Here is a 20,572-nt window from a genome sequence, read left to right as displayed (position 1 = left end):
CCCTACGAGGCCGGGCCCTGCGCACCGCCGTCCTGGTAGCGGGGCAGGCCCTCGGTGAGGATGGTCCAGTCTCCGATGGTGACCTCCTCGCCGTAGACGAAGTCCTTGCGGGTGGCGTAGCGGGGACCGTCGGGAGTCGGGTGGATGTCGGTGAGCACGGCACCCGTGCCGGTACGCGGATCGAAGACGGCGTAGACGGGGATGCCGAGGAGGGGATAGTCGCGCATCTTGCCGATCCAGTCGTTCTCCGGGTTGGAACGGGAGACGATCTCGATGGCGGCGATCACCGTACGGGGATCGAAGGAGCCCGGGACGTCCATGTCCTCCAGGGCGATCACCATGACGTCCGGGCGGCGCATGATGCCCCGGGACTCGTCCTCGACGTCGGGTCCCCCGGTGTGCGCCACGATCTCGTCCGGCATGAGCTTTTCGAGGCGTCTGCGCAGGTGCACGGCGGTCAGTTCGTGCGGACCGATCGGCGCCGTGATGTCGTGGACGAGCGCGTTCTCGGTGACCTCGAATCTCCCCGGGACGGTGCCGTCCATGGTGTGCACGAGGTCGCGCAGGGCCCGGTAGACGTGGGAGGAACCGTGCCGCCCGTTGTCGGGAACGACGGTGTTCATGCTAAGCGGCCTCCTCCTGGTCGGTGCGGCAGTCGCGGCAGCGGCCCGGGGTCGGGGCGCGGAAGGCCCGTTCGCAGCCGTCGCAGGTCTGGAGCGGGAGGCGTACGGGCGGCGGGGCGGCCGGGGGGCGGAACGGCGGCGGGGGCGGTAGCTGGGCGGACAGCCGGTGCGCCAGGAGGGCGGCGGGCCGTCGTAGTCCCTCGGCCGGCAGACCGGCGGTCAGGGCGTGGCGTACGGTCGCCGCCGTGACATCACGCTCCAGCCAGGCGGCGACGCCCGGGGCCAGATGGGCGGTGTCGCGGGCGGAGAGGAGCAGTCGGGGGTCGTGGCGGCGCAGGCCCGCGAGGAGGTCGGCGGCGGCCCGGAGGAGCGGGGGTGCGGGATACGCGGGGCGCGGTACGGCGGGGAGGGGCTTGTGGGGAGCGCGCTGCTGCGGCTCGGGCATCGACTCAGGCATCGGCTCGGGCTCGCGTGGGACGGCCACGGCGGCGGCTGTGCCTGTGCCTGTGCCTGTGGCGGTCGCCGCCGCAGCGGGCTGGTTGCAGGAGACCGTGCGGGTGACGATACGGCCGCCGGGGACGCGTTCGCGGACGCGGCGCAGGTATCCGTGCGCCTCCAGCTCGCGCAGCGCGGCGGCGATCCGGGTCGTCCCCTCGGGGAAGCGGGCGGCGAGGCTCTTGATGTCGGCGCGGGCGCCCCGGGGCAGCGACTGGAGGTGCACGCCGAGCCCGATCGCGAGCAGGGACAGCTCGCTGTGCTGGGCGAGGTGGTTGCCGATCACCGTGAAGCGGGTGGTGTGGCGGGTGTTGTCGTGGACCAGGCCGCCGCCGGTGCGGGGACGACGCCGGTTCGGGTACTTGTCGCCCGCAGTGCGGGACGGGGCGTGCGGGCGCACGCTAGGGTTCTGGATACCCACGGGAAGGGCTCACTTCCTCGGTGGTCAGGCCCTCGCACTGGGATTGCCGTCCCGGCGGGGGCCGTCTCATTTTCTGCGGTTGTGTCGCGCTGAGCGTAGAGCCGCGCGGGGCTCCGAAATCCAGCCGATCCGGGGATGTTCACCCGCCCGAGTGAGCGCGCCCGGGGTCGTGCGCGGACACGGCGGGCAGCGTACGGCGAGGCGGGGTCCGGCGGAATTCCTTTCCCCCGCATGTCTTTTGTCTGTCAGCCACCGGCCGCACCGGAGCACGGTGTCCCGGGTTCCGGTGATCCGGGATCCAGTGACCCGGGATCCGGTGACCCGAGCCGCAGCTCGGCCCAGACGGTCTTCAGCGGGAACCGCCCGGCGGTGACACCCCACCGGTCGGCGAACGCCTCGACCAGCAGCAACCCACGCCCCGACTCCGCGACGGCGTCCGGCTCCTGCGGCGCGGGCCACCGGTCGCCCCGCGTGTCGCTGACCTCGATGCGCAGCGTCCCGCCAGTGGACGGTGTGGTGGAGGAGACGGACGAGCGGGGCTGGGAGGTGGACCCGGACGACGACTGGGCCCTCGCGGTCGTGGCCACGGTGGGACGGCAGTTGAAGCTGCGCAGGGAGTCGGCGGGCCTGCGGGCAGGCGAGTTCGCGGTGGCGGTCGGCTACGGCGAGGACCTGGTCTACAAGATCGAATCCGGCAAACGGATCCCCCGCCCCGAGTATCTGGACACGGCGGACGAGGTCCTGAACGCCGGCGGCCTCATCTCGGCGATGAAGGAGGACGTCAATAAGGTCCGGTACCCGAAGAAGGTGCGGGCGCTGGCACAGATGGAGGCGCGGGCGGTGGAACTCCAGCTTTACGATCCGCTGAACATCCACGGGCTGTTGCAGACCTCGGAGTACGCCCAAGGGCTCCTCCTCATGCGACGGCCCGCCTACTCGCGGGACGAACTGGAGCGATACCTCACGGCACGCCTGGCCCGTAAATCCATCTTCGAGCGGGATCCGGCTCCCGAACTCAGCTTCATTCTCGAAGAGTGGACCCTTCGACGCCCTCTCGGTGGCAAGGAGCGCCTGCGCCACCAGTTGCAGCATCTACTCGCCACCAGCCAGTTGCGCAACGTCGAGCTGCAAGTGATGCCCATGAGCCGTGAGGAACACGCCGGTCTGGCCGGTGGCATCGAAGTGCTGAAGTTCGCGGACGGCACCGCGGTGGGCCGCTCACCGGCTGTGGCCAACGGACGCCCAGTCTCCGACCTGAAGCAGCTCCGTATCCTGGAACTCCGGTGTGGCGTCGTCCGGGCGCAGGCCTTCACACCCCGTGAGTCGATGGCCATCATCGAACAATTGCTGGGAGAGACATGATCCTCACCACCACGTCCGTGGACGCCTCCAGCCTGGCATGGTTCAAGAGCAGCTACAGCAGCAGCAGTGAGGGCGACTCCTGCGTGGAGATCGCCACCGCCGCCGCCCACATCCACGTACGCGACTCGAAGCACACCCCCGGCGGCGGCCCCCGGCTGGCCTTCGCGGCGACCGCCTGGGCGGACTTCGTCCCGTACGCGGCGAGGTAGCGCTCGCCCGGGTCGGTCAGGTGGGGAACTCCCCCAGCCAGTCGTGCTGGAGCAGGTGCTTGGGCAGGTACTCGGACTCGACGCCGATGGGCATCTTGCCGTCGTAGGCCAGGCAGGCGATGGCCAGCGGCCCGAGCGCGATGCTGCCGTCGATGTCGGCGGCCCGGTCCTCGTTCAGCGTCCAGTACATCTGGTGCAGCTTGAGCGCGTCGACGAGAGCGGGCGTGAACCCCTCCTCGTCCCTGCGGACGAAGTGGTAGAAGAGGTTGATCGGCGGATACAGGATGCCCTGGAGCAGGTCACGCGGAGCGATCGTGGCCACCGCCGGATCCGACGCCTCGAAAGTGGCGGTCAGCTTCTCCACGAGGCCGGGCCGCCGCAGCCAGTACGTCTGCAACGTGTCCACCCAGTGGTAGACGTACTCGTCGTACTGCCCTTCGGGCGCCCGCAACCGCTCCAGCGGGATCTCGCACAACTCCGTCATCCGCTGCCGCTCCCGACAGATGACAGCCAGCCAGAATGCGGACAGCCACGTACCCGCATCCGCGCTGGACAACGGCCCCACAGCCGGAAGACTCCGCACCTTCCGGTCGATCCGGCACTGGACGGTCCCCTCGTCCACCCCGGTCACCGCGAACAACGCGGAACCCAACTGCATCGCGGTGACCGCCGCTTCCCACGTCTCCACCGCCGCAGCCGACGGATCGACCACACAACGGGCGGACAACAGCATCCGGTACCCGCTGAATGTCGAATCGATCACGCGTGCCGAGTTGTCGAGCCGGTCGATTCCCTTGCTGAGATGCGCACTCAGCCTCTCCGCGTACTCCTCGGCCTCAGGCCCAGCCGACAGCCCGTGCCGGGCGATATGCCCAGTCACCAGAAGGTCCCCTCCGCGCAACCGTCACGTCTCGAACTCACCGAGCCATGAACGCCTGAGAAGGTGTTCCGGCAAGTACTCGGACTTCACATCGATGGACATCCCGACATCATGGGCGAGGCAGGCCATGGCAAGCGGACCGAGCGCGACCGCACCGTCCGTGCTCTGCCGGCGATCCTCGTCCTTGGTCCAGTACTCCTTGTGGGACTGCACCGCCCGGACGAGTGCCGCGTTGAACTCCTGCTCGTTCCGCTGGAGAAAGTGCAGGAAAAGTTCGAGCGGCGGATACAGCAGCTTCAGCATCAGCTCGCGGTCGGCGATCCGTAGCACCTCCGGGTCCGTGCCCTGGAACGCCTCGGTGAACTTCTCGCCGAGCCCCGGCCGCTCGGTCCAGTAGGTCTGAAGAGTGTCGACCCAGTGGTAGATGTACTCGTCGTACACCGCCCCGGAGGCACGCAGAAGGTCCACCGGCACTTCGGCCAGTTGTGTCATCCGCTTCTGGTCCCGGCAGACGACCGCCAGCCAGAACGCCGTCACCCAGGAGCCCGCGTCGGTGAAGTGACGGACACCGATCGCCGGGATGGTCCGCATCTCGTGGGCGATGCGGCACTCTACCGTCCCCTGCTCGACCACGGCGGCGGCGAACATGGCCGCCCCCACCTGCATCGCGGCGACCCACGCCTCCCACGTCTCGGAGGTGTCGGCGGTGGGGTCGTGCAGACAGTGCAGCATCGCGGTGCTCAAAGCACTGCTGAAAGTCATACCGAAAGCGGTGGGCCGTCGCGAAAGGTCCTCGAACCGTTTGAGAGCCCGTCGGTCACTCATTTCGATGAAGTCTGCTGCATCCTCTCCGGGCGGATCGTCCTCGCGGGACACGTAGGTGGTCATCACTTGCTCCCGACGTCACCGATATCGAACTGCCTCATCTCATACCCGGCATATTTACCAGCCGGTGTGGCCTCCGCCTTGACCAGGACATAGTCCACTTTCCCTTCAGAAAGCGCAGCTTCCAACTCCGAGACCAGATTCAGCTCATCCATATCCTTTTTCCTGAGCGCACGTTTTTCCATCTCCTGCAAAATGGTGTCGAAATATTCCCGCGTACCCTGCTGCACCCGGTTTCCGAGGTGGCTCGTGCGTTCTCCCAGTTGGGCCCTGAGCGATCCCTTTGCCTCGATGACCACGAAGCGTCCGTCCGTGGTCTGGTACACCTGGTCGAATCTGTTGTTCCCGAATTCCCTGTTGTCAATGCGCTTCGCAGTCGGGTACGCATCCGGAACGGCATGGTACTCGGCCACGTTCTCGCCGAACATCTCGCTCTGCTTGAGCATGTCGCCGTGCAGGGGGGAATGCGCTTCCTCGGCGGCGTCCCGGGCGGCTTCCCGCTCGGGCGTGGGGTCCTCGGCGTACGCGTGTTCCGCTTCCCTGAGGTGGGCTTCCGCAGCCGTGTCCGCCACGACGGCTTTATGACGGGCGTGAGCCCACTCGTTGAGCCGGCCCAGCAGCTTCTTCGGCATATCGGCGGCGCTGCCCGGTCCGGGCGACTCGGAAGGCAGGTACCTGGCCGGTGTCGCAGGCGGCAGATCACTCTTGGCGATCCACTGACCGGGGTGGGCGGGGTCCCGGACCAGGGTGGGCAGCCGCTGGCCGATCACCTCACGGCTGGCGTACCTGCGGTAGCCGTTCTTCCGGTAGTGCTCCTTGAACCACGCCTTGTCCGTGTTGGCGAGTTCGACATGACGACGCATGATCGTGCGTGGATCGGCCGCTTCAGGGTGCCCGCCCTCGGCGTGCCCGTCCTCCGCGCGGCCTATGTCGTCCGACCCGCCGGCAGGTCGGGGCAGATGCGATGACGGCGGTCCACCATGGCCATGCCCGGGAAGCCCGTCCCCGCCGTGCACGCCCGCGTGCGCGCCCGCATGCGCGCCCGCGTGCGCGCCGACCGACCGTCGCTCCGGTGTGCTGGTGGTGCCGTCGTGGGCGGTGGCCGCCCGCTCCTCCGCCGTGCCCTCGCGGGCCATGTCCTCCAGCGACTGCCGGACCGTGCCGTCGGCGTCGCGGACGACCATCGTCCGGGTGTCGAGGTAGACGACCCGGCCGCCGTGTTCCATGCGGACGGAGTTCTCGGGGGTCAGGCCGGCGGGCAGTTCCTCCCGGGCCAGCGGCTGGTCGACGATCCGGTACGTCCGCCCGGCCAGTTCGACGTAGGTGCCCTTCGTGACCGCCCTCAGGCTCGCCAGCGCGTCACCGACCCTGGTCAGGCCGACGCCCGCCGTCCTCGCGACGTATGTCATCGGGTCGACGAGGCGCCCCGCCCGGCCCGCGAGGGAGATGGCCTTGGCGACGCTCCCGGTCTTCGCGGCCGTCCCGGCGCCGCCGGTGAGGACCGTGGTCAGGACATTGAAGGTGACCGCGCCCGCCGCACGGGCCGGGTTCTTCCCCCACTCGTCCCACGCGAGCAGGGCCTTGCCCGTCTCCTTGACCGCGCGGCGCGAGTCACGCAGCCAGGCCGGGAGCTGGTCGTCGGAGGCCGTCCAGTAGGCGGCCGGGGCGACCACCGTGAGGGCGACGCCCGTCAGCAGTTGCCCCAGGCCCTTCCACGCCTGTCCGGCCGCGTCCCAGCCGTCCACGCCGACGAGGGTGCCCAGGCCCCGGACGGTGCCCCAGACACCGTCCACGAAGAAGCCCTTGGCGAAGTTCCAGACGTGCTGGTCGATCCGGTACCAGGGAGTCTCCTCGTCGACCGGGTCGCCCCACGGCAGTCCCTGCGCCTGGTCGAGGTCCTCGGCCCGGTAGCCGTACATGCCCTTCTGGTGCGACCCGTCGTCGACCGTCAGCGGAGCGCCGCCGACCAGCCTCACGATCTTGTCGTGGCAGGTGCGTTCGGCGGCCTGGAAGGCGGCCCAGGCCGCGTTGACCTGGCGGCGGCGTTCGTTGTTCTCGTCGACCTTGTCGCCGTCCTCCCGCCAGTCGTCGTCGTGGGCGACCGAGGCGCGGAAGGTGCGGGCTTCGCCGCGCAGCCGGTCCAGCGTGGCCACCAGCGGCCGTATCTCCTGCGCGTAGGCGGCGAGCGCGCCCGCGATCTTCTCCAGTTCGCCGCGGAGTTCGTCGCCCGCCGCCGCCACCGGCTTCGTCGTGGCGAACAGCTGCTCCGCCTCCGGCGCCTTGTAGTACGCCGAGAGGGAGTTGAAGGCGGAGTCGATCCGCGAGCCCACGTCCCACAGGGACGCCGCGTCGGCGCCGATGGCCGACACGTCCTTGTCCAACTGCTCGGGGTCGCCGGTGAACTCGGGTATCTCCTCGGGGTCCAGGGCGGCCTGCCCGCTCATGCCCCGCCGCCGTTCTTCCCGCCGGTCCCCGGCATGTCGATCCTCGGTGGCTTCAGCGCGTTGCGCTGGGCCTCGGCGGCCATCTCCAGATCCCCGTGGACATAGGCGCGGGTCGCCTCGGCGGCTCCCTGTACCGACTCGGCGGTGCGGCGGGCCATGAACGCCAGCTTCTTCTGCCGTTCGGAGAGGTACTGCGCGAGCGCCTCCGCCACCGGTCCGGTCGGCACCCGTGACCGGCCCGGCGCCACCGGTCCGACCAGCGGACCGCTGAACTGCCCGCCCGGGACGACGGTGCCCGCCGAACTCGCCGCGCTCATCAGATCGTTCAGGAGAGTGGTGGCCGCCCGGTCCAGGTCGCCACCCGCCTCACCGGTCGTCGTGAGGGCCGCCTGCACGCCCACAGGACTGATGTCCCACCCCGTCATCCCCGAGCCCCCGCTCCCTGCGCTGATACGTTTCGCCAGGCACCTTTGTATCAACCGAGATGGGTACAATTCCATCCGAAACAGGCCGAGTCACGGCACAGCGGTACAACGGCACGGCGGCGCGCCGGGCGGACGGATCGCCGACCGAAGTCCTCCGGCGCACACAGGAACGCGTGCACGCCGGTACGCGGGGAACACGGGGCCAGGGGAGAGTGGCCCGGCCTCAGAACTTGAGGCTGCCGATCATCCCCGCGATGTTCGTGGTCAGTTCGCTGATCGTGGGAGCGACTGTCGAAGAGGCCAGGTAGAAGCCCAGGAGGACGCACACGACCGCATGGCCTCCCTTCAACCCTGACTTCTTGATCAGCAAGAAGACGACGATCGCCAGCAGCACCACCGCCGAAATCGAGAGTGCCACGGCGGCTCACCTCCAAAGATCCCAGGACGCGGGGGGGTGTCGGGGGGTCGGACTATGGGGGCAGATAAATCCACACAACAGGCAGCAGGTTCATACCCACTATGCGCTAACGATCATAACTATCCGCACGCGCGCATCGGTCGGCGCACGGCCGCACAAGGGGGCGCATGGCCAATATGGTCTTTCCATGACGACCGAGCCTGACTCCTTCCCCCGACAGCACGCGCGCACCCAGCGGTTCACGCTCGGCGCGCCGCGTGCCTTCACCGTCGCCCCCGATGCCTCACGTGTGGTTTTCCTGCGCTCCGACTCCGGTACGGACCGCGCCAGTTCGCTGCGGGTCCTGGACCTGGACGGGTCCGGCGAGCGCGTGGCCGCCGACCCCCGCGCCCTCCTCGGCGGCGCCCTGGAGCACCTCTCGCCCGAGGAGCGCGCACGCCGTGAGCGCACCCGCGAGGGCGGCGCCGGCATCGTCGGATATGCCACCGACAAGGCCGTGGAGCTGGCCTCCTTCGCCCTGTCGGGACGGCTGTTCACCGCCGGGCTGCGCACGGGCTCGGTGCGTGAACTGACCGTTCCGGGACCGGTGATCGACCCCCGACCCGCCCCGGACGGACGGCGCGTCGCCTACGTCGCCGGGGGCGCGCTGCGCGTGGTGGGCGCCGGGGGCGAGGACGACCGGGCGCTCGCCGAGCCCGAGTCGGAGACGGTGACCTACGGCCTGGCGGAGTTCGCCGCGGCCGAGGAGATGGGCCGCCACCGGGGCTTCTGGTGGTCCCCGGAGTCGGACCGGCTGCTGGTGGCACGCGCCGACGACGCGCCGGTGCAGCAGTGGTGGATCTCCGATCCGGCCCACCCCGGCCGGGAGCCCGCCCGGGTGCGCTACCCCGCGGCGGGCACCCCCAACGCTGACGTACGGTTGTTCGTGATCACCCTGGACGGGTCCCGCACGGAGATCTCCTGGGACCGCTCCCGCTACCCGTACCTGGCACGTGTGCACTGGTCAGCGGCGGGAGCGCCGCTGCTGCTCGTGCAGGCGCGGGACCAGCGCAGCCAGGTCTATCTGGCCGTCGACCCGGAGTCCGGCTCGACCCGGATGGTGCACGCGGACGAGGACCCAAGTTGGCTTGATCTTTTCCCCGGTGTGCCGTGCTGGAGCCCGTCCGGGCAGCTCGTGCGGATCGCGGACGAGGGGGGCGCGCGGGTGCTCGCGGTCGGCGAACGCCCGCTCACCGGGCCTCAGTTGCACGTACGTGCGGTTCTCGACGTCACCGCGGACGAGGTGCTCGTCTCCGCCTCGGCGGGCGAGGAGGCCGCCGAGCCGGAGATCGGCGAGACCCATGTCTACCGGGTCAACGAGCTGGGCCTGGAGCGCGTCAGCCGGGAGCCCGGCGTGCACACGGCCGTGCGCTCGGGGACGTGACCGTGCTGGTGTCGGCGGAGCTGCGCCGGCCGGGTTCGCGGGTCCGGGTGCTGCGGGACGGCGAACAGGTCGCCGAGATCGTCTCGTACGCCGAGACGCCCGGTATCTCCCCGCGCGTGACCCTCACCGAGGGGGGCGCACGCCGAATTCCGTGCGCCGTGCTTATGCCTACGGACTACCCCCGTGACACTGCCGCGGCCGCCCCCCTGCCCGTCCTCCTCGACCCCTACGGCGGCCCGCACGGGCAGCGGGTGATGGCGGCGCACAACGCGTACCTCACCTCCCAGTGGTTCGCCGACCAGGGTTTCGCGGTGGTCGTCGCCGACGGCCGCGGCACCCCCGGCCGCTCCCCCGGCTGGGAGAAGGCGATCCACCACGACTTCACCGTCACCCTGGACGACCAGATCGAGGCCCTCCAGGACCTCGCGAAGACCCATCCGCTCGACCTGGACCGGGTGGCCGTCCGCGGCTGGTCCTACGGCGGCTACCTCTCCGCGCTGGCCGTGCTGCGCCGCCCGGACGTCTTCCACGCGGGCATCGCGGGCGCCCCGGTCACCGACTGGCGCCTCTACGACACCCACTACACCGAGCGGTACCTCGGCGACCCGGCCGCGGACCCGGCGCCGTACGCGCACTCGTCCCTCGTCACCGACGACGGCCTGACCGCGCCCGCCGAGCAGCACCGGCCGCTGATGATCGTGCACGGCCTCGCCGACGACAACGTGGTGGTCGCCCACGCCCTGCGGCTCTCCTCCGCCCTGCTCGCCGCCGGCCGCCCGCACGAGGTGCTGCCGCTGTCCGGGGTCACCCACATGACTCCGCAGGAACAGGTCGCGGAGAACCTGCTGCTGCTCCAGGTCGACTTCCTCAAGCGGTCGCTCGGCCTGGACTGACCGGCAAGGCGGCGGGCCGGGCGCGCCTCCCCCGCAGGGGACGGCGCACCCGGCCCGCCCACGGCACCCGCACGGCCGTACCCCGGCAGCCTCCCGCACCCGTGTGTCGCCCCCGGGTCGACCGTGTTGCCACCGCGTCAACGCCGCCCGGATCCCCTCCCCCGCTCATCGGCGGCCCGCTGCGCGCCGACAGGGGGCGCGTCCCCGGGCGGTGCGGTGCCGCCTCCGGGGGCACCGCCGCTCACCCCGCCACCCCCTGCCGCTCCGCCGCGAAGTGGCACGCCGAGTCGTGGGCGGCCGGGCCGGGGGTGTGGCGGAACTCGGCGGGGACCGCGAGCAGCGGGACCTCCAGGGCGCAGCGCTCCCGTGCCTTGAAGCAGCGGGTGCGGAAGCGGCAGCCGGAGGGGACGGCCGCCGGGGACGGCACGTCGCCGGTGAGGATGATCCGCTCGCGGCGCTCGCGGGCCTCCGGGTCGGGCACCGGGACCGCCGACAGCAGCGCCTGGGTGTACGGGTGGGTCGCGTGGTCGTAGATCTGCTCGTCCGTGCCGGTCTCCACGATCCGGCCCAGGTACATGACCCCGACCCGGTCGGAGATGTGCCGGACGATGGACAGGTCGTGCGCGATGAAGACGTAGGAGAGGTCGAACTCCGACTGGAGGCGTTCCAGCAGGTTGATCACCTGGGCCTGCACGGAGACGTCCAGCGCGGAGACCGGTTCGTCGGCGACGATGACCTCCGGGCGCAGGGCCAGGCCGCGGGCGATGCCGATGCGCTGGCGCTGGCCGCCGGAGAACTGGTGCGGGTACCGGTTGATGTACTCCGGGTTGAGACCGACGACGTCCAGCAGCTCCTGCACCTTGCGGCGCCGGTCGCCCTTCGGGGCCACCTCGGGATGGATGTCGTACGGCTCGCCGATGATGTCACCGACCGTCATCCGCGGGTTCAGCGAGGTGTACGGGTCCTGGAACACCATCTGGATGTTCCGGCGCACCGCCTTCAGCGCACGCCCGGACAGCCCGGTGATGTCCTCGCCCCGGTAGCGGATCGCCCCGGCCGTGGGCCGCTCCAGCTGGCACAGCAGCTTGGCAACGGTGGACTTGCCGCAGCCGGACTCCCCCACGATGCCCAGCGTCTCGCCCCGGCCCAGGGCGAAGTCGACGCCGTCGACGGCCTTGACCGCGCCGACCTGCTTCCTGAACAGGATTCCCTGGGTGAGCGGGTAGTGCTTGACCAGCCCGGCGACCTCCAGCAGCGGCTCAGGCATCCAGGCACTCCCTCCAGAAGTGGCAGGCGGACCCGCGCCGGGCGTCGACCTCGTAGAGCGGCGGTACGTCGGTGCGGCACACGTCCCGGGCCATCGGGCAGCGCGGGTGGAAGGCGCAACCGGCGGGGATCCGCGTGAGGTTGGGCGGCAGGCCCTTGATCGCGTACAGCTCGCGGCCCTTCTGGTCCAGGCGCGGGATCGACTCCAGCAGACCCCGCGTGTACGGGTGCGCGGGCCGCTTGTAGACGTCGTGCACCGGCGCCCGCTCCACGATCCGCCCGGCGTACATCACCGCGATCTCGTCCGCGACGTCCGCCACCACCCCGAGGTCGTGGGTGATCAGGATGAGACCCATGTCGAACTCGCGCCGCAGCTCCGCGAGCAGGTCCATGACCTGGGCCTGGACCGTCACGTCGAGCGCGGTGGTCGGCTCGTCCGCCATGATCAGGTCCGGCTCCAGGGCCAGCGCCATCGCGATCATGATGCGCTGGCGCATACCGCCCGAGAACTGGTGCGGATAGTCGCGCACGCGCTGCGCGGCGGCCGGGATGCGCACCCGGTCCATCAGCTCCACCGCCTTGGCCCGCGCCTGCCTGCGGGACAGGCCCCGGTGCACGGTGAACATCTCGGCGAGCTGGTCGCCCACGGTGAGCACCGGGTTCAGCGAGGACAGCGCGTCCTGGAAGATCATCGCGATCTTGGCGCCGCGGACCGCGCGCCGCTCCTCCTCCGGGAGCTTCAGCAGGTCGCGGCCCTGGAAGAGGATCTCGCCGCCGGTGATGCGGCCGGGCGGCATGTCGAGGATGCCCATGATCGCCTGCGCGGTCACCGACTTGCCGGAACCGGACTCGCCGAGCACGGCCAGGGTCCGGCCCGCGTCCACCTCGTAGCTGACGCCGTTGACGGCGTGCGCGATCCCGTCCCGGGTGCGGAACTCCACGTGCAGGTCGCGGACTTCGAGCAGCATGGCGTCCGTCACCTCAGCTTCGGGTCGAGGGCGTCGCGGACGGCGTCGCCGAGCATGATGAACGCCAGGACGGTCACGGCCAGCGCGCCGGCGGGCCACAGCAGGGCGTGCGGGGCGTTGCGGACGTAGGGGGAGGCGGCGGAGATCTCGATGCCCCAGGACACGCTGGGCGGTTTCAGGCCGACGCCCAGGTAGGACAGGGTGGCCTCCAGGGCGATGTACGTGCCCAGCGCGATGGTGGCGACCACGATCACCGGGGCGACGGCGTTGGGCGCGATGTGCCGCAGCAGGATCCGCGTGTCGGAGGCGCCCAGCGCGCGGGCGGCCTGCACGTAGTCGTGCTGTTTGGCGGTGATGACGGAGCCGCGGGCGATGCGGTAGATCTGCGGCCAGCCCAGCAGCACGATGAAGCCGACGACCGGCCAGACGGTGTTGCTGGTGACCACGGACAGCAGGACCAGGCCGCCGAGCACGACCGGGATGGCGAAGAAGATGTCGGTGACGCGGGAGAGCACCGCGTCCCAGGCACCGCCGAAGTAGCCGCCGAGGGCGCCGAGCACCGAGCCGAGCAGGGCGACGCCGAGGGTGGCGCAGACGCCGACGGTGACGGAGGCGCGGGCGCCGTGCACGGTGCGCGTGTAGACGTCGCAGCCCTGGCCGTCGAAGCCGAAGGGGTGCCCGGCCGAGGGGCCGTCCTGGGCCTTGGCCAGATCGCAGACGAGGGGGTTGCCGGGGGCGATCAGCGAGGGCCACACCGCGATGAGGGCCAGGAAGCAGATCACCAGGGCGGAGACCAGGAAGACCGGGTTGCGGCGCAGGTCGCGCCAGGCGTCGGACCACAGCGAGCGGGGCCGCTCCTTCGGTCCGGTGCCGTCCGCGCCGCCGTCCGGGCCCGGTGCCAGGGTGGCCGCCTCGCTCGCCGCGAGGTCCATCCCGCCGCCCATGCCGGTCCCCGCGACGGCGCCCTCGGGCTCGAACGGCTGCGGCTGCGGCGGCTGCTCAGGCATAGCGGATCCTCGGGTCGAGTACGGCGTACAGCAGGTCCACGAGCAGGTTGGCGGCCAGGAAGACGAGGACCAGGACGGTGACGAAGCCGACCACGGTCTGGGTGTTCTGCCGCAGGATGCCCTGGTAGAGCTGGTAGCCCACGCCGTGGATGTTGAAGATGCGCTCGGTGACGATGGCGCCGCCCATCAGCGCCCCGATGTCGGTGCCGATGAAGGTGACCACGGGGATCAGGGAGTTGCGCAGCAGGTGCCGTACGACGACCCGGCGGCGGGGCAGGCCCTTGGCGACGGCGGTGCGGACGTAGTCGGCGCGGCGGTTCTCGGCGATGGAGGTGCGGGTCAGCCGGGTGACGTAGGCCAGCGAGACGGAGGCCAGGACCAGGCCGGGCACGATCAGTTCGTCGAAGGACGCCTCGGGCGGCACGGACGGCCGGATCCAGCCCCACTTGACGCCGAGCAGCAGTTGCAGGAGCAGACCGGTGACGAAGGTCGGCACGGAGATCACGACGAGGGTGAGCAGCAGCACGCCGGTGTCGACGGGCCGGCCGCGCCGCAGCCCGGTGACCACGCCCAGGGAGATGCCGATGACGATCTCGAAGACGATGGCGACGATCGTCAGGCGGATCGTCACGGGGAAGGCGGCGCCCATCAGTTCGGTGACGGGCTGGCCGTTGAAGGCGGTGCCGAAGTCGCCGGTGAAGACGTTGCCCATGTAGGTCGCGTACTGCTGCCACAGCGGCTTGTCGAGGCCGAACTCCCGCTTGAGCTGGGCGGCCGTGGCGGTGTCGCAGGCGCGTTCGCCGCACAGTCCGGCGACCGGGTCGCCCATCACGTTGACCATGAGGAAGATCAGCAGGGTGGCCCCGATGAAGACGGGGATCATCTGGAGCAGGCGTCTGACGACATAGCGTCCCATGGCGGGTCAGCCGACCTTGATCTCGTTGTAGACGGGCACGCTGAACGGGTTGAGCGCCACGTCGTGCAGCCGCTCCGAGTAGCCGGCGCTGCCGTTCTGGTACCAGAGCGGGATGGCGGCCATGTTGTCCCGGACGACGCCCTCGGCCTGCTGGAAGAGCTTGATCGCGGCGCCCTTGCCGCTCTCCGCGTTGGCCCGGTCGACGAGTCGGTCGAACTGCTTGTTCGACCACTTCCCGTCGTTGGAGGAGGCGTCGGTGTAGTACAGCGGCTGGAGGAAGTTCTGGATGAGCGGGTAGTCCATCTGCCAGCCGGCCCGGAAGGGGCCCGGCATCCGGTGCTGGGAGATCTGGTTGCGGAAGTCGGCGAAGGTGCCGACCGGGTTGCCGACGCACGCGCGGTCGTTGCCGAGCGCGTTGTTGATGGAGTTGCACACGGCGTCCACCCATTCCTTGTGCGAGCCCGTGTCCGCGTTGTACGTGATGCGCACCTGGCCGCCGGGCAGTCCGCCGCCCTCCTTGACCAGCCTGCGGGCCGTGGCCGGGTCGTACGCGCACGCCCGGCCGCACAGCCCCGCCTGGAAGCCGCCGTCGGTGCCGAGCACCGGTGAGGTCCAGTCGGTGGCGGGGGTGCGGGTGCCGCGGAAGAGGGTCTTGGTGATCTGCGCGCGGTCGATGGCCATGGACAGGCCGGTGCGGACCTTGCGGGCGCCCTCGGTGTTCCACGCCTTGTCGTAGAAGGGGAAGGCGAGGGTCTGGATGATGCCGGCCGGGGTGTTGATGTAGCGGCCGTCCAGGTCCTTGGTGACGTTCTTGAGCTGGCTGGCGGGGATGTCGTCGACCAGGTCGAGGTTGCCGGCCAGCACATCGGTGTACGCGGTGTTGTTGTCGGTGTAGACGAGCAGCGTCACGCCCTCGTTGAGCGCCTTGTCAGGACCCGGGTAGGCGGCCCACTTCTTCAGGTACATCTGCGCGCCCTTGGTGTAGGACTCGATGGTGTACGGGCCGTTGCCGACGGGCTTGGCGAGCCAGCCCTTGTGGTCGGTGAAGAAGGTGCGGGGCAGCGGGGCGAAGGCGGCGTAGCCGAGGGTGTCGGGGAAGGTGGAGAACTTCTGGTTGAGGCGCACGGTGAAGGTCCGCGGCCCGGTCACCTTCAGCCCGGAGAGGGTGTCGGCGCGCTGGCCGCCGCTGTCGGGGTGGACCTGGTCGTAGCCGTCGATGTAGCCGAAGAAGTACGCGTTCTTCTGGTTGTTGCGCAGGCTCGCGCCGTAGTTCCAGGCGTCGACGAAGGAGCGGGCGGTGACCGGTTCGCCGTCGCTGAACGTCCAGCCGGGCTTGACGGTGACGGTGTAGTTCTGCGAGTCGGTGGTCTCGATGCGCTCGGCGAGCATGTTCTCGGCCCTGCCGGTGCGCGGGTCGTACCGCTTCAGCCCGCGGAAGACCATGTCGAGGACCTTGCCGCCCTGCACCTCGTTGGTGTTGGCGGGCTCCAGCGGGTTCTGCGGGTCGCCCCAGGAGGAGCTGAGCACCCCGGCCCCGGCGCCCGTGCTGCTCCCGCACCCGGCGGCCAGCGGCAGGGCGGCCGCCGCCAGCGCCGCACCGGCCCACCGCACACGGGTGCCTGCACGCATGGGCGCCTCCTCGGGTACGGGACACGGCACGGTCCAGCCGACGACTCGGCACACATATCAGCACATAAGCCGCATATATCCGGTGTGCCTCACCGAGGACGGACCGACGCCAGCCGGATGCACGCCCGTCGAAGCGCGGAAACGCCGGATCCCGGCGCCCTGGAGGGGGTGCCGGGATCCGGTGGTGGTGCCGCGGTGGGGGCTACGCCGCGTGGACGATGTCCTTCTCCTCCGCGAAGTGGCAGGCCGACTCGTGGGCCGCCAGGCTGTCCGTGCCCTTGAAACGCTCGGGGATCGCCAGCAGCGGGACCTCCTCGGCGCACTTGTCCTGGGCCTTCCAGCAGCGGGTGCGGAAGCGGCAGCCCGAGGGCGGGTTGGCCGGGGACGGCACGTCGCCGGTGAGGATGATCCGCTCGCGGTGCTCACGGGCGTCCGGGTCCGGGACGGGGACCGCCGACAGCAGCGCCTGCGTGTACGGGTGCGTCGGGTGGTCGTAGATCTGCTCGTCCGAGCCGATCTCGGCCATCTTGCCCAGGTACATCACGCCCACGCGGTCCGAGATGTGCCGGACGATGGACAGGTCGTGCGCGATGAAGATGTAGGACAGGTTGAACTCGTCCTGGAGGCGCTCCATCAGGTTGATGACCTGCGCCTGCACCGACACGTCCAGCGCCGAGACGGGCTCGTCGCAGATGATGACCTCGGGGTTGAGCGCGAGGCCGCGGGCGATGCCGATGCGCTGGCGCTGACCGCCGGAGAACTGGTGCGGGTACCGGTTGATGTACTCCGGGTTGAGACCGACGACGTCCAGCAGCTCCTGCACCTTGCGGCGCCGGTCGCCCTTCGGGGCCACCTCGGGATGGATGTCGAAGGGCTCGCCGATGATGTCACCGACCGTCATCCGCGGGTTCAGCGAGGTGTACGGGTCCTGGAACACCATCTGGATGTTCCGGCGCACCGCCTTCAGCGCACGCCCGGACAGCTTGGTGATGTCCTGGCCCTTGTAGAAGATCTCGCCCGCGGTCGCCCGCTCCAGGTTCATCAGGAGCTTGGCCACCGTCGACTTGCCGCAGCCGGACTCGCCCACGATGCCCAGGGTCTCGCCCTGGTACAGGTCGAAGGAGATGCCGTCGACGGCCTTGACCGCGCCGACCTGCTTCCTGAACAGGATGCCCTGGGTGAGCGGGAAGTGCTTCACCAGGTTGCGCACCTGGAGGATCGGCTCGCCGTGCTGGACCGGCGCCTCGATGGCGTCGACCGCCTCGTCCTCGCTGCGGGCCTCGACGACGTCCACCTCGGAGACGTTCGGCGTGGCGTCCGGCTGCTCGTCGTTCTTGCTCAGCTCAGCCATGGATCGTCTCCTTCCAGAAGTGGCACGCCGAGGCGCGGCCCGGCAGCTCGCCGCCGTCGCGCTCGGTGACCGCCAGCAGCTCCGGGACATCCGTACGGCAGACGTCCTGGGCCTTGGGGCAGCGCGGGTTGAAGGCGCAGCCGGTCGGTACGCGCAGCAGGTTGGGCGGCAGGCCCTTGATCGCGTACAGCTCCTGGCCCTTCTGGTCCAGGCGCGGGATCGAGTCCAGCAGACCCCGCGTGTACGGGTGCGCGGGCCGCTTGTACAGCTCGCGCACCGGCGCCTGCTCGACGATCCGGCCCGCGTACATCACCGCGATCTTGTCCGCGACGTCGGCGACCACGCCGAGGTCGTGGGTGATCAGGATGAGGCCCATGTTGTACTCGCGCTGGAGTTCCGCGAGCAGGTCCATGACCTGGGCCTGGACGGTCACGTCGAGCGCGGTGGTCGGCTCGTCCGCGATGATCAGGTCCGGCTCCAGGGCCAGCGCCATCGCGATCATGATGCGCTGGCGCATACCGCCCGAGAACTGGTGCGGGTAGTCGTTGACGCGCGCCGCGGCGGCCGGGATCTTCACCCGGTCCATCAGCTCGATGGCCTTGGCCTTGGCGTCCTTCTTGGACAGGCCCTGGTGGACGCGGAACATCTCGCCGAGCTGGTAGCCGACGGTCAGCACCGGGTTCAGCGAGGACAGCGCGTCCTGGAAGATCATCGCGATCCGGCGGCCGCGGATCTTGCGGCGCTCCTCGGCGCCCATGGTCAGCATGTCCTGGCCGCGGAAGCGGATCTCGCCCTGCGGGATCTTCGCCGGCGGCATGTCCAGGATGCCCATGATCGCCTGCGCGGTCACCGACTTGCCGGAACCGGACTCGCCGAGCACGGCCAGCGTCTCACCGGCGCTCACGCTGTAGTTGACGCCGTTGACGGCCCGCACGACACCCTCACGGGTGTGAAACTCGACGTGCAGGTCGCGCACGTCGAGCAGTGGCCCGCCGTCCGCCCCGCCGTCGCGTGGCGACGGCACCGGGGTGACTTCTTCGATGGTGGTCACGTACGCCTCCCTCAGCGTGTCTTCGGGTCGAGGGCGTTGCGGACGGCCTCACCGAGCATGATGAACGCCAGCACCGTGATGCTGAGCAGGATCGACGGGTAGAGCATGATCCACTGGGCCACGCGGATCGAGTTGCCGCCGTCGGAGATGTCGTTGCCCCACGAGGCGCCGTTCAGGCCGAGGCCCAGGAACGACAGCGTGGCCTCGGCGCCGATGTAGACACCGAGCGAGATGGTGGCGACGACGATCACCGGAGCCACCGCGTTGGGCAGCACATGGCGGAAGAGGATGCGGTTGGTCCCGGCGCCGAGCGCCTTGGCCGCCTGCACGTAGTCCGTCGACTTGACCGTGATGACCGCACCGCGCATCACACGGGCCGTCTGTGTCCAGCCGAGGAAGGCCAGCGCCAGGATGACGACCGGGATGGTGCGGTCGGTGAAGGCGTTCAGCAGGACGAGCGCGCCGAGCAGGAACGGGATGCCCATGAACATGTCGGTGACCCGGGACAGCACCGCGTCGACCCAGCCGCCGAAGTAACCGGCGATCATGCCGATCAGACCGCCGAGCAGGGTCACCGCGAGGGTGGTGCCGCCGCCGACCAGCAGCGAGGCGCGGGCGCCGTAGATGGCGCGGGCGTAGACGCTGCGGCCCTGGGCGTCGTAGCCCAGCCAGTCGGCCGAGAAGACCTTCCCGTACTGCGGGTGCGCCAGGTAGTGCCCGGCCAGGTCCTTGTTGTTCGGGTCGCCGTCGGTGAACAGCCCCGGCCAGGCGGCCATCAGGAGCAGCAGCAGGATCAGCAGGGCCGAGACGATGAACACCCAGTTGGTGCGCAGGTCCTGCCAGGCGTCGCCCCACAGGCTGCGGGTCTTCTCTCCCTTGGGCTGCGGCAGTTCGCCGCCCGCGGCTGCGGTCGCGGTGGCGCCGGGGGCTTCGTCCGCGGACTTGGTCAGCTCAGGCATAACGGATCCTCGGGTCCAGAACCGCGTAGAGCAGGTCGACGATCAGGCTGCAGAAGAGGTACACGAGGACCAGGATGGTGACCAGTCCGACGAGCGTGGTGCCCTCTCGGCGCACGATCGAGTCGTAGATGGTGCCGCCCACGCCGTGGATGTTGAAAATGCCCTCCGTGACGATCGCGCCGCCCATCAGGGCACCGAGGTCGGTGCCGAGGAAGGTGACGACCGGGATGAGCGAGTTGCGCATCAGGTGCACGCCGATGACCCGGCGCTTGGGCAGGCCCTTGGCGACGGCGGTGCGCATGTAGTCGGCGCGCAGGTTCTCCGCGACCGACGTGCGGCTCAGCCGTGCCACATAGGCGAGCGAGGCGCTGGCCAGCACGATGGCGGGCAGGATGAACTGGTTGAGGTCGGTCTCGTCGGTGACCGATGGTTCCAGCCAGCCCAGGTTGATCGCGAACACCGTCTGGAGGATGTAGCCGAGCACGAAGACCGGCACCGAGATCAGCAGCAGCGTCACGAAGAGGATGACGGTGTCGGCGGCCTTGCCCGCGCGCATGCCGGCGATGACGCCGAGCACGATGCCGACGACGGCCTCGATGGCGAAGGCGAGACCGGCCAGCCGCAGCGTCACCGGGAACGCCTCACCGAGGATGTCGGTGACCGGGCGGCCGCTGGCGATCTGGTCACCGAAGTCGGCGTGCAGGACGATGCCCCGCATGTAGTCCCAGTACTGGACCAGGACCGGCTTGTCGAGGCCGTACTCGTGCCGCAGCGAGTTGATCACCTGCGGCGTGGTGGCCTTGTCCCCGAAGAGCCCGCGCACGGGGTCGCCGGGCAGAGCGTAGACCATCAGGAAGATCAGCAGGGTTGTCCCGATGAAGACCGGGATCATCTGGAGCAGTCGTCGTGCGACATAGCGCCCCATGGTGCCTCCATGTCAGTCACAG

At 70.0% G+C, this 20,572-nt stretch carries 18 protein-coding genes and 2 pseudogenes; 3 read left to right on the top strand and 17 right to left on the bottom strand.

The features are described from left to right. Positions 1–2 precede the first annotated feature (2 nt). The 3 genes and pseudogenes from A8713_RS20585 to A8713_RS34350 all read right to left on the bottom strand — a co-directional run. Entirely contained in the window at positions 3–623 is a 621-nt protein-coding gene (locus A8713_RS20585) for a Uma2 family endonuclease (protein ID WP_064535066.1), read from the bottom strand. 1 nt (position 624) lies between these two features. Next, positions 625–1,539 carry a helix-turn-helix domain-containing protein gene (locus A8713_RS20580; protein ID WP_237305431.1) on the bottom strand — a complete coding sequence of 305 codons (915 nt, stop codon included), beginning with the start codon at positions 1,537–1,539 and terminating at the stop codon, positions 625–627. A 245-nt stretch (positions 1,540–1,784) separates the two neighbouring features. Then, a pseudogene (locus tag A8713_RS34350) lies at positions 1,785–2,042 on the bottom strand (ATP-binding protein); the annotation flags it as partial. A gap of 1 nt (position 2,043) precedes the next feature. On the opposite strand from A8713_RS34350, the gene A8713_RS20570 reads away from it, so the two are divergent. Next, complete coding sequence (locus A8713_RS20570; RefSeq protein ID WP_237305430.1) at positions 2,044–2,901, top strand: helix-turn-helix domain-containing protein; 858 nt, start codon at positions 2,044–2,046, stop codon at positions 2,899–2,901. Then, the gene (locus tag A8713_RS20565; protein ID WP_064535058.1) at positions 2,898–3,110 is read left to right on the top strand and encodes a DUF397 domain-containing protein; all 213 of its coding nucleotides are present in this window, start codon (positions 2,898–2,900) and stop codon (positions 3,108–3,110) included. Before A8713_RS20570 ends, A8713_RS20565 begins: the two co-directional genes overlap by 4 nt. Before the next feature lie 16 nt (positions 3,111–3,126). Here the strand turns inward: A8713_RS20565 and A8713_RS20560 are convergent, their stop codons facing one another. The 5 genes from A8713_RS20560 to A8713_RS20540 all read right to left on the bottom strand — a co-directional run bounded on the left by A8713_RS20560 (position 3,127) and on the right by A8713_RS20540 (position 8,162). Next, a complete protein-coding gene (locus A8713_RS20560) occupies positions 3,127–3,843 on the bottom strand; it encodes an immunity 49 family protein (protein ID WP_335743772.1) in 717 nt (238 codons plus the stop codon). 171 nt (positions 3,844–4,014) lie between these two features. Continuing rightward, positions 4,015–4,878, bottom strand: coding sequence for an immunity 49 family protein (locus tag A8713_RS20555; protein ID WP_064535054.1), 864 nt, complete (start codon positions 4,876–4,878; stop codon positions 4,015–4,017). Beyond that, entirely contained in the window at positions 4,878–7,319 is a 2,442-nt protein-coding gene (locus A8713_RS20550) for a hypothetical protein (RefSeq protein WP_064535052.1), read from the bottom strand. The genes A8713_RS20555 and A8713_RS20550 overlap by 1 nt, the downstream gene beginning before the upstream one ends. Further along, positions 7,316–7,744 carry a DUF6507 family protein gene (locus tag A8713_RS20545; RefSeq protein ID WP_064535050.1) on the bottom strand — a complete coding sequence of 143 codons (429 nt, stop codon included), beginning with the start codon at positions 7,742–7,744 and terminating at the stop codon, positions 7,316–7,318. Before A8713_RS20545 ends, A8713_RS20550 begins: the two co-directional genes overlap by 4 nt. Positions 7,745–7,967: 223 nt before the next feature. Continuing rightward, a complete protein-coding gene (locus A8713_RS20540) occupies positions 7,968–8,162 on the bottom strand; it encodes a hypothetical protein (RefSeq protein WP_018571223.1) in 195 nt (64 codons plus the stop codon). 187 nt (positions 8,163–8,349) lie between these two features. On the opposite strand from A8713_RS20540, the pseudogene A8713_RS20535 reads away from it, so the two are divergent. After that, positions 8,350–10,478 (top strand): annotated as a pseudogene (locus A8713_RS20535) (prolyl oligopeptidase family serine peptidase). A 241-nt stretch (positions 10,479–10,719) separates the two neighbouring features. Here the strand turns inward: A8713_RS20535 and A8713_RS20530 are convergent. From A8713_RS20530 to A8713_RS20490, 9 genes are all read right to left on the bottom strand, one after another. Further along, positions 10,720–11,745, bottom strand: a complete 1,026-nt coding sequence (locus A8713_RS20530) for an ABC transporter ATP-binding protein (RefSeq protein WP_064535048.1) — start codon at positions 11,743–11,745, stop codon at positions 10,720–10,722. Next, on the bottom strand, positions 11,738–12,712 hold the full coding sequence (locus A8713_RS20525; protein WP_064537615.1) for an ABC transporter ATP-binding protein: 975 nt from the start codon (positions 12,710–12,712) through the stop codon (positions 11,738–11,740). Before A8713_RS20525 ends, A8713_RS20530 begins: the two co-directional genes overlap by 8 nt. Positions 12,713–12,720: 8 nt before the next feature. Then, entirely contained in the window at positions 12,721–13,719 is a 999-nt protein-coding gene (locus A8713_RS20520; RefSeq protein ID WP_064535047.1) for an ABC transporter permease, read from the bottom strand. Next, positions 13,712–14,635, bottom strand: coding sequence for an ABC transporter permease (locus tag A8713_RS20515; RefSeq protein WP_064535045.1), 924 nt, complete (start codon positions 14,633–14,635; stop codon positions 13,712–13,714). Before A8713_RS20515 ends, A8713_RS20520 begins: the two co-directional genes overlap by 8 nt. 6 nt (positions 14,636–14,641) lie before the next feature. Then, on the bottom strand, positions 14,642–16,264 hold the full coding sequence (locus A8713_RS20510) for a peptide ABC transporter substrate-binding protein (RefSeq protein ID WP_064535043.1): 1,623 nt from the start codon (positions 16,262–16,264) through the stop codon (positions 14,642–14,644). Between the two features lie 202 nt (positions 16,265–16,466). Further along, the gene (locus A8713_RS20505) at positions 16,467–17,615 is read right to left on the bottom strand and encodes an ABC transporter ATP-binding protein (protein ID WP_064535041.1); all 1,149 of its coding nucleotides are present in this window, start codon (positions 17,613–17,615) and stop codon (positions 16,467–16,469) included. Further along, positions 17,608–18,666, bottom strand: a complete 1,059-nt coding sequence (locus A8713_RS20500; protein WP_064535039.1) for an ABC transporter ATP-binding protein — start codon at positions 18,664–18,666, stop codon at positions 17,608–17,610. The genes A8713_RS20505 and A8713_RS20500 overlap by 8 nt, the downstream gene beginning before the upstream one ends. Positions 18,667–18,677: 11 nt before the next feature. Continuing rightward, positions 18,678–19,625 (bottom strand): ABC transporter permease, encoded by a 948-nt coding sequence (locus A8713_RS20495; RefSeq protein ID WP_064535037.1) that lies wholly within the window; start codon positions 19,623–19,625, stop codon positions 18,678–18,680. Then, positions 19,618–20,550, bottom strand: coding sequence for an ABC transporter permease (locus A8713_RS20490; RefSeq protein ID WP_064535035.1), 933 nt, complete (start codon positions 20,548–20,550; stop codon positions 19,618–19,620). The genes A8713_RS20495 and A8713_RS20490 overlap by 8 nt, the downstream gene beginning before the upstream one ends. Between the last annotated feature and the right edge of the window lie 22 nt (positions 20,551–20,572).

The sequence above is a fragment of the Streptomyces sp. SAT1 genome, assembly GCF_001654495.1.
In the GTDB taxonomy this organism is placed as follows: domain Bacteria; phylum Actinomycetota; class Actinomycetes; order Streptomycetales; family Streptomycetaceae; genus Streptomyces; species Streptomyces andamanensis.
Note: the sequence above shows the minus strand (reverse complement) of the source record. Positions and strands in the feature narration are given on the sequence as shown.

Excerpts from the sequence above, each read along its gene's own strand:
- A8713_RS20510 (WP_064535043.1), bottom strand. The coding sequence starts at position 16,264 with ATGCGTGCAGGCACCCGTGTGCGGTGGGCCGGTGCGGCGCTGGCGGCG.
- A8713_RS20565 (WP_064535058.1), top strand. The coding sequence starts at position 2,898 with ATGATCCTCACCACCACGTCCGTGGACGCCTCCAGCCTGGCATGGTTC.
- A8713_RS20490 (WP_064535035.1), bottom strand. The coding sequence starts at position 20,550 with ATGGGGCGCTATGTCGCACGACGACTGCTCCAGATGATCCCGGTCTTC.
- A8713_RS20550 (WP_064535052.1), bottom strand. The coding sequence starts at position 7,319 with ATGAGCGGGCAGGCCGCCCTGGACCCCGAGGAGATACCCGAGTTCACC.
- A8713_RS20530 (WP_064535048.1), bottom strand. The coding sequence starts at position 11,745 with ATGCCTGAGCCGCTGCTGGAGGTCGCCGGGCTGGTCAAGCACTACCCG.
- A8713_RS20525 (WP_064537615.1), bottom strand. The coding sequence starts at position 12,712 with ATGCTGCTCGAAGTCCGCGACCTGCACGTGGAGTTCCGCACCCGGGAC.
- A8713_RS20515 (WP_064535045.1), bottom strand. The coding sequence starts at position 14,635 with ATGGGACGCTATGTCGTCAGACGCCTGCTCCAGATGATCCCCGTCTTC.
- A8713_RS20520 (WP_064535047.1), bottom strand. The coding sequence starts at position 13,719 with ATGCCTGAGCAGCCGCCGCAGCCGCAGCCGTTCGAGCCCGAGGGCGCC.
- A8713_RS20585 (WP_064535066.1), bottom strand. The coding sequence starts at position 623 with ATGAACACCGTCGTTCCCGACAACGGGCGGCACGGTTCCTCCCACGTC.
- A8713_RS20495 (WP_064535037.1), bottom strand. The coding sequence starts at position 19,625 with ATGCCTGAGCTGACCAAGTCCGCGGACGAAGCCCCCGGCGCCACCGCG.
- A8713_RS20545 (WP_064535050.1), bottom strand. The coding sequence starts at position 7,744 with ATGACGGGGTGGGACATCAGTCCTGTGGGCGTGCAGGCGGCCCTCACG.
- A8713_RS20560 (WP_335743772.1), bottom strand. The coding sequence starts at position 3,843 with ATGCTGTTGTCCGCCCGTTGTGTGGTCGATCCGTCGGCTGCGGCGGTG.
- A8713_RS20555 (WP_064535054.1), bottom strand. The coding sequence starts at position 4,878 with ATGACCACCTACGTGTCCCGCGAGGACGATCCGCCCGGAGAGGATGCA.
- A8713_RS20505 (WP_064535041.1), bottom strand. The coding sequence starts at position 17,615 with ATGGCTGAGCTGAGCAAGAACGACGAGCAGCCGGACGCCACGCCGAAC.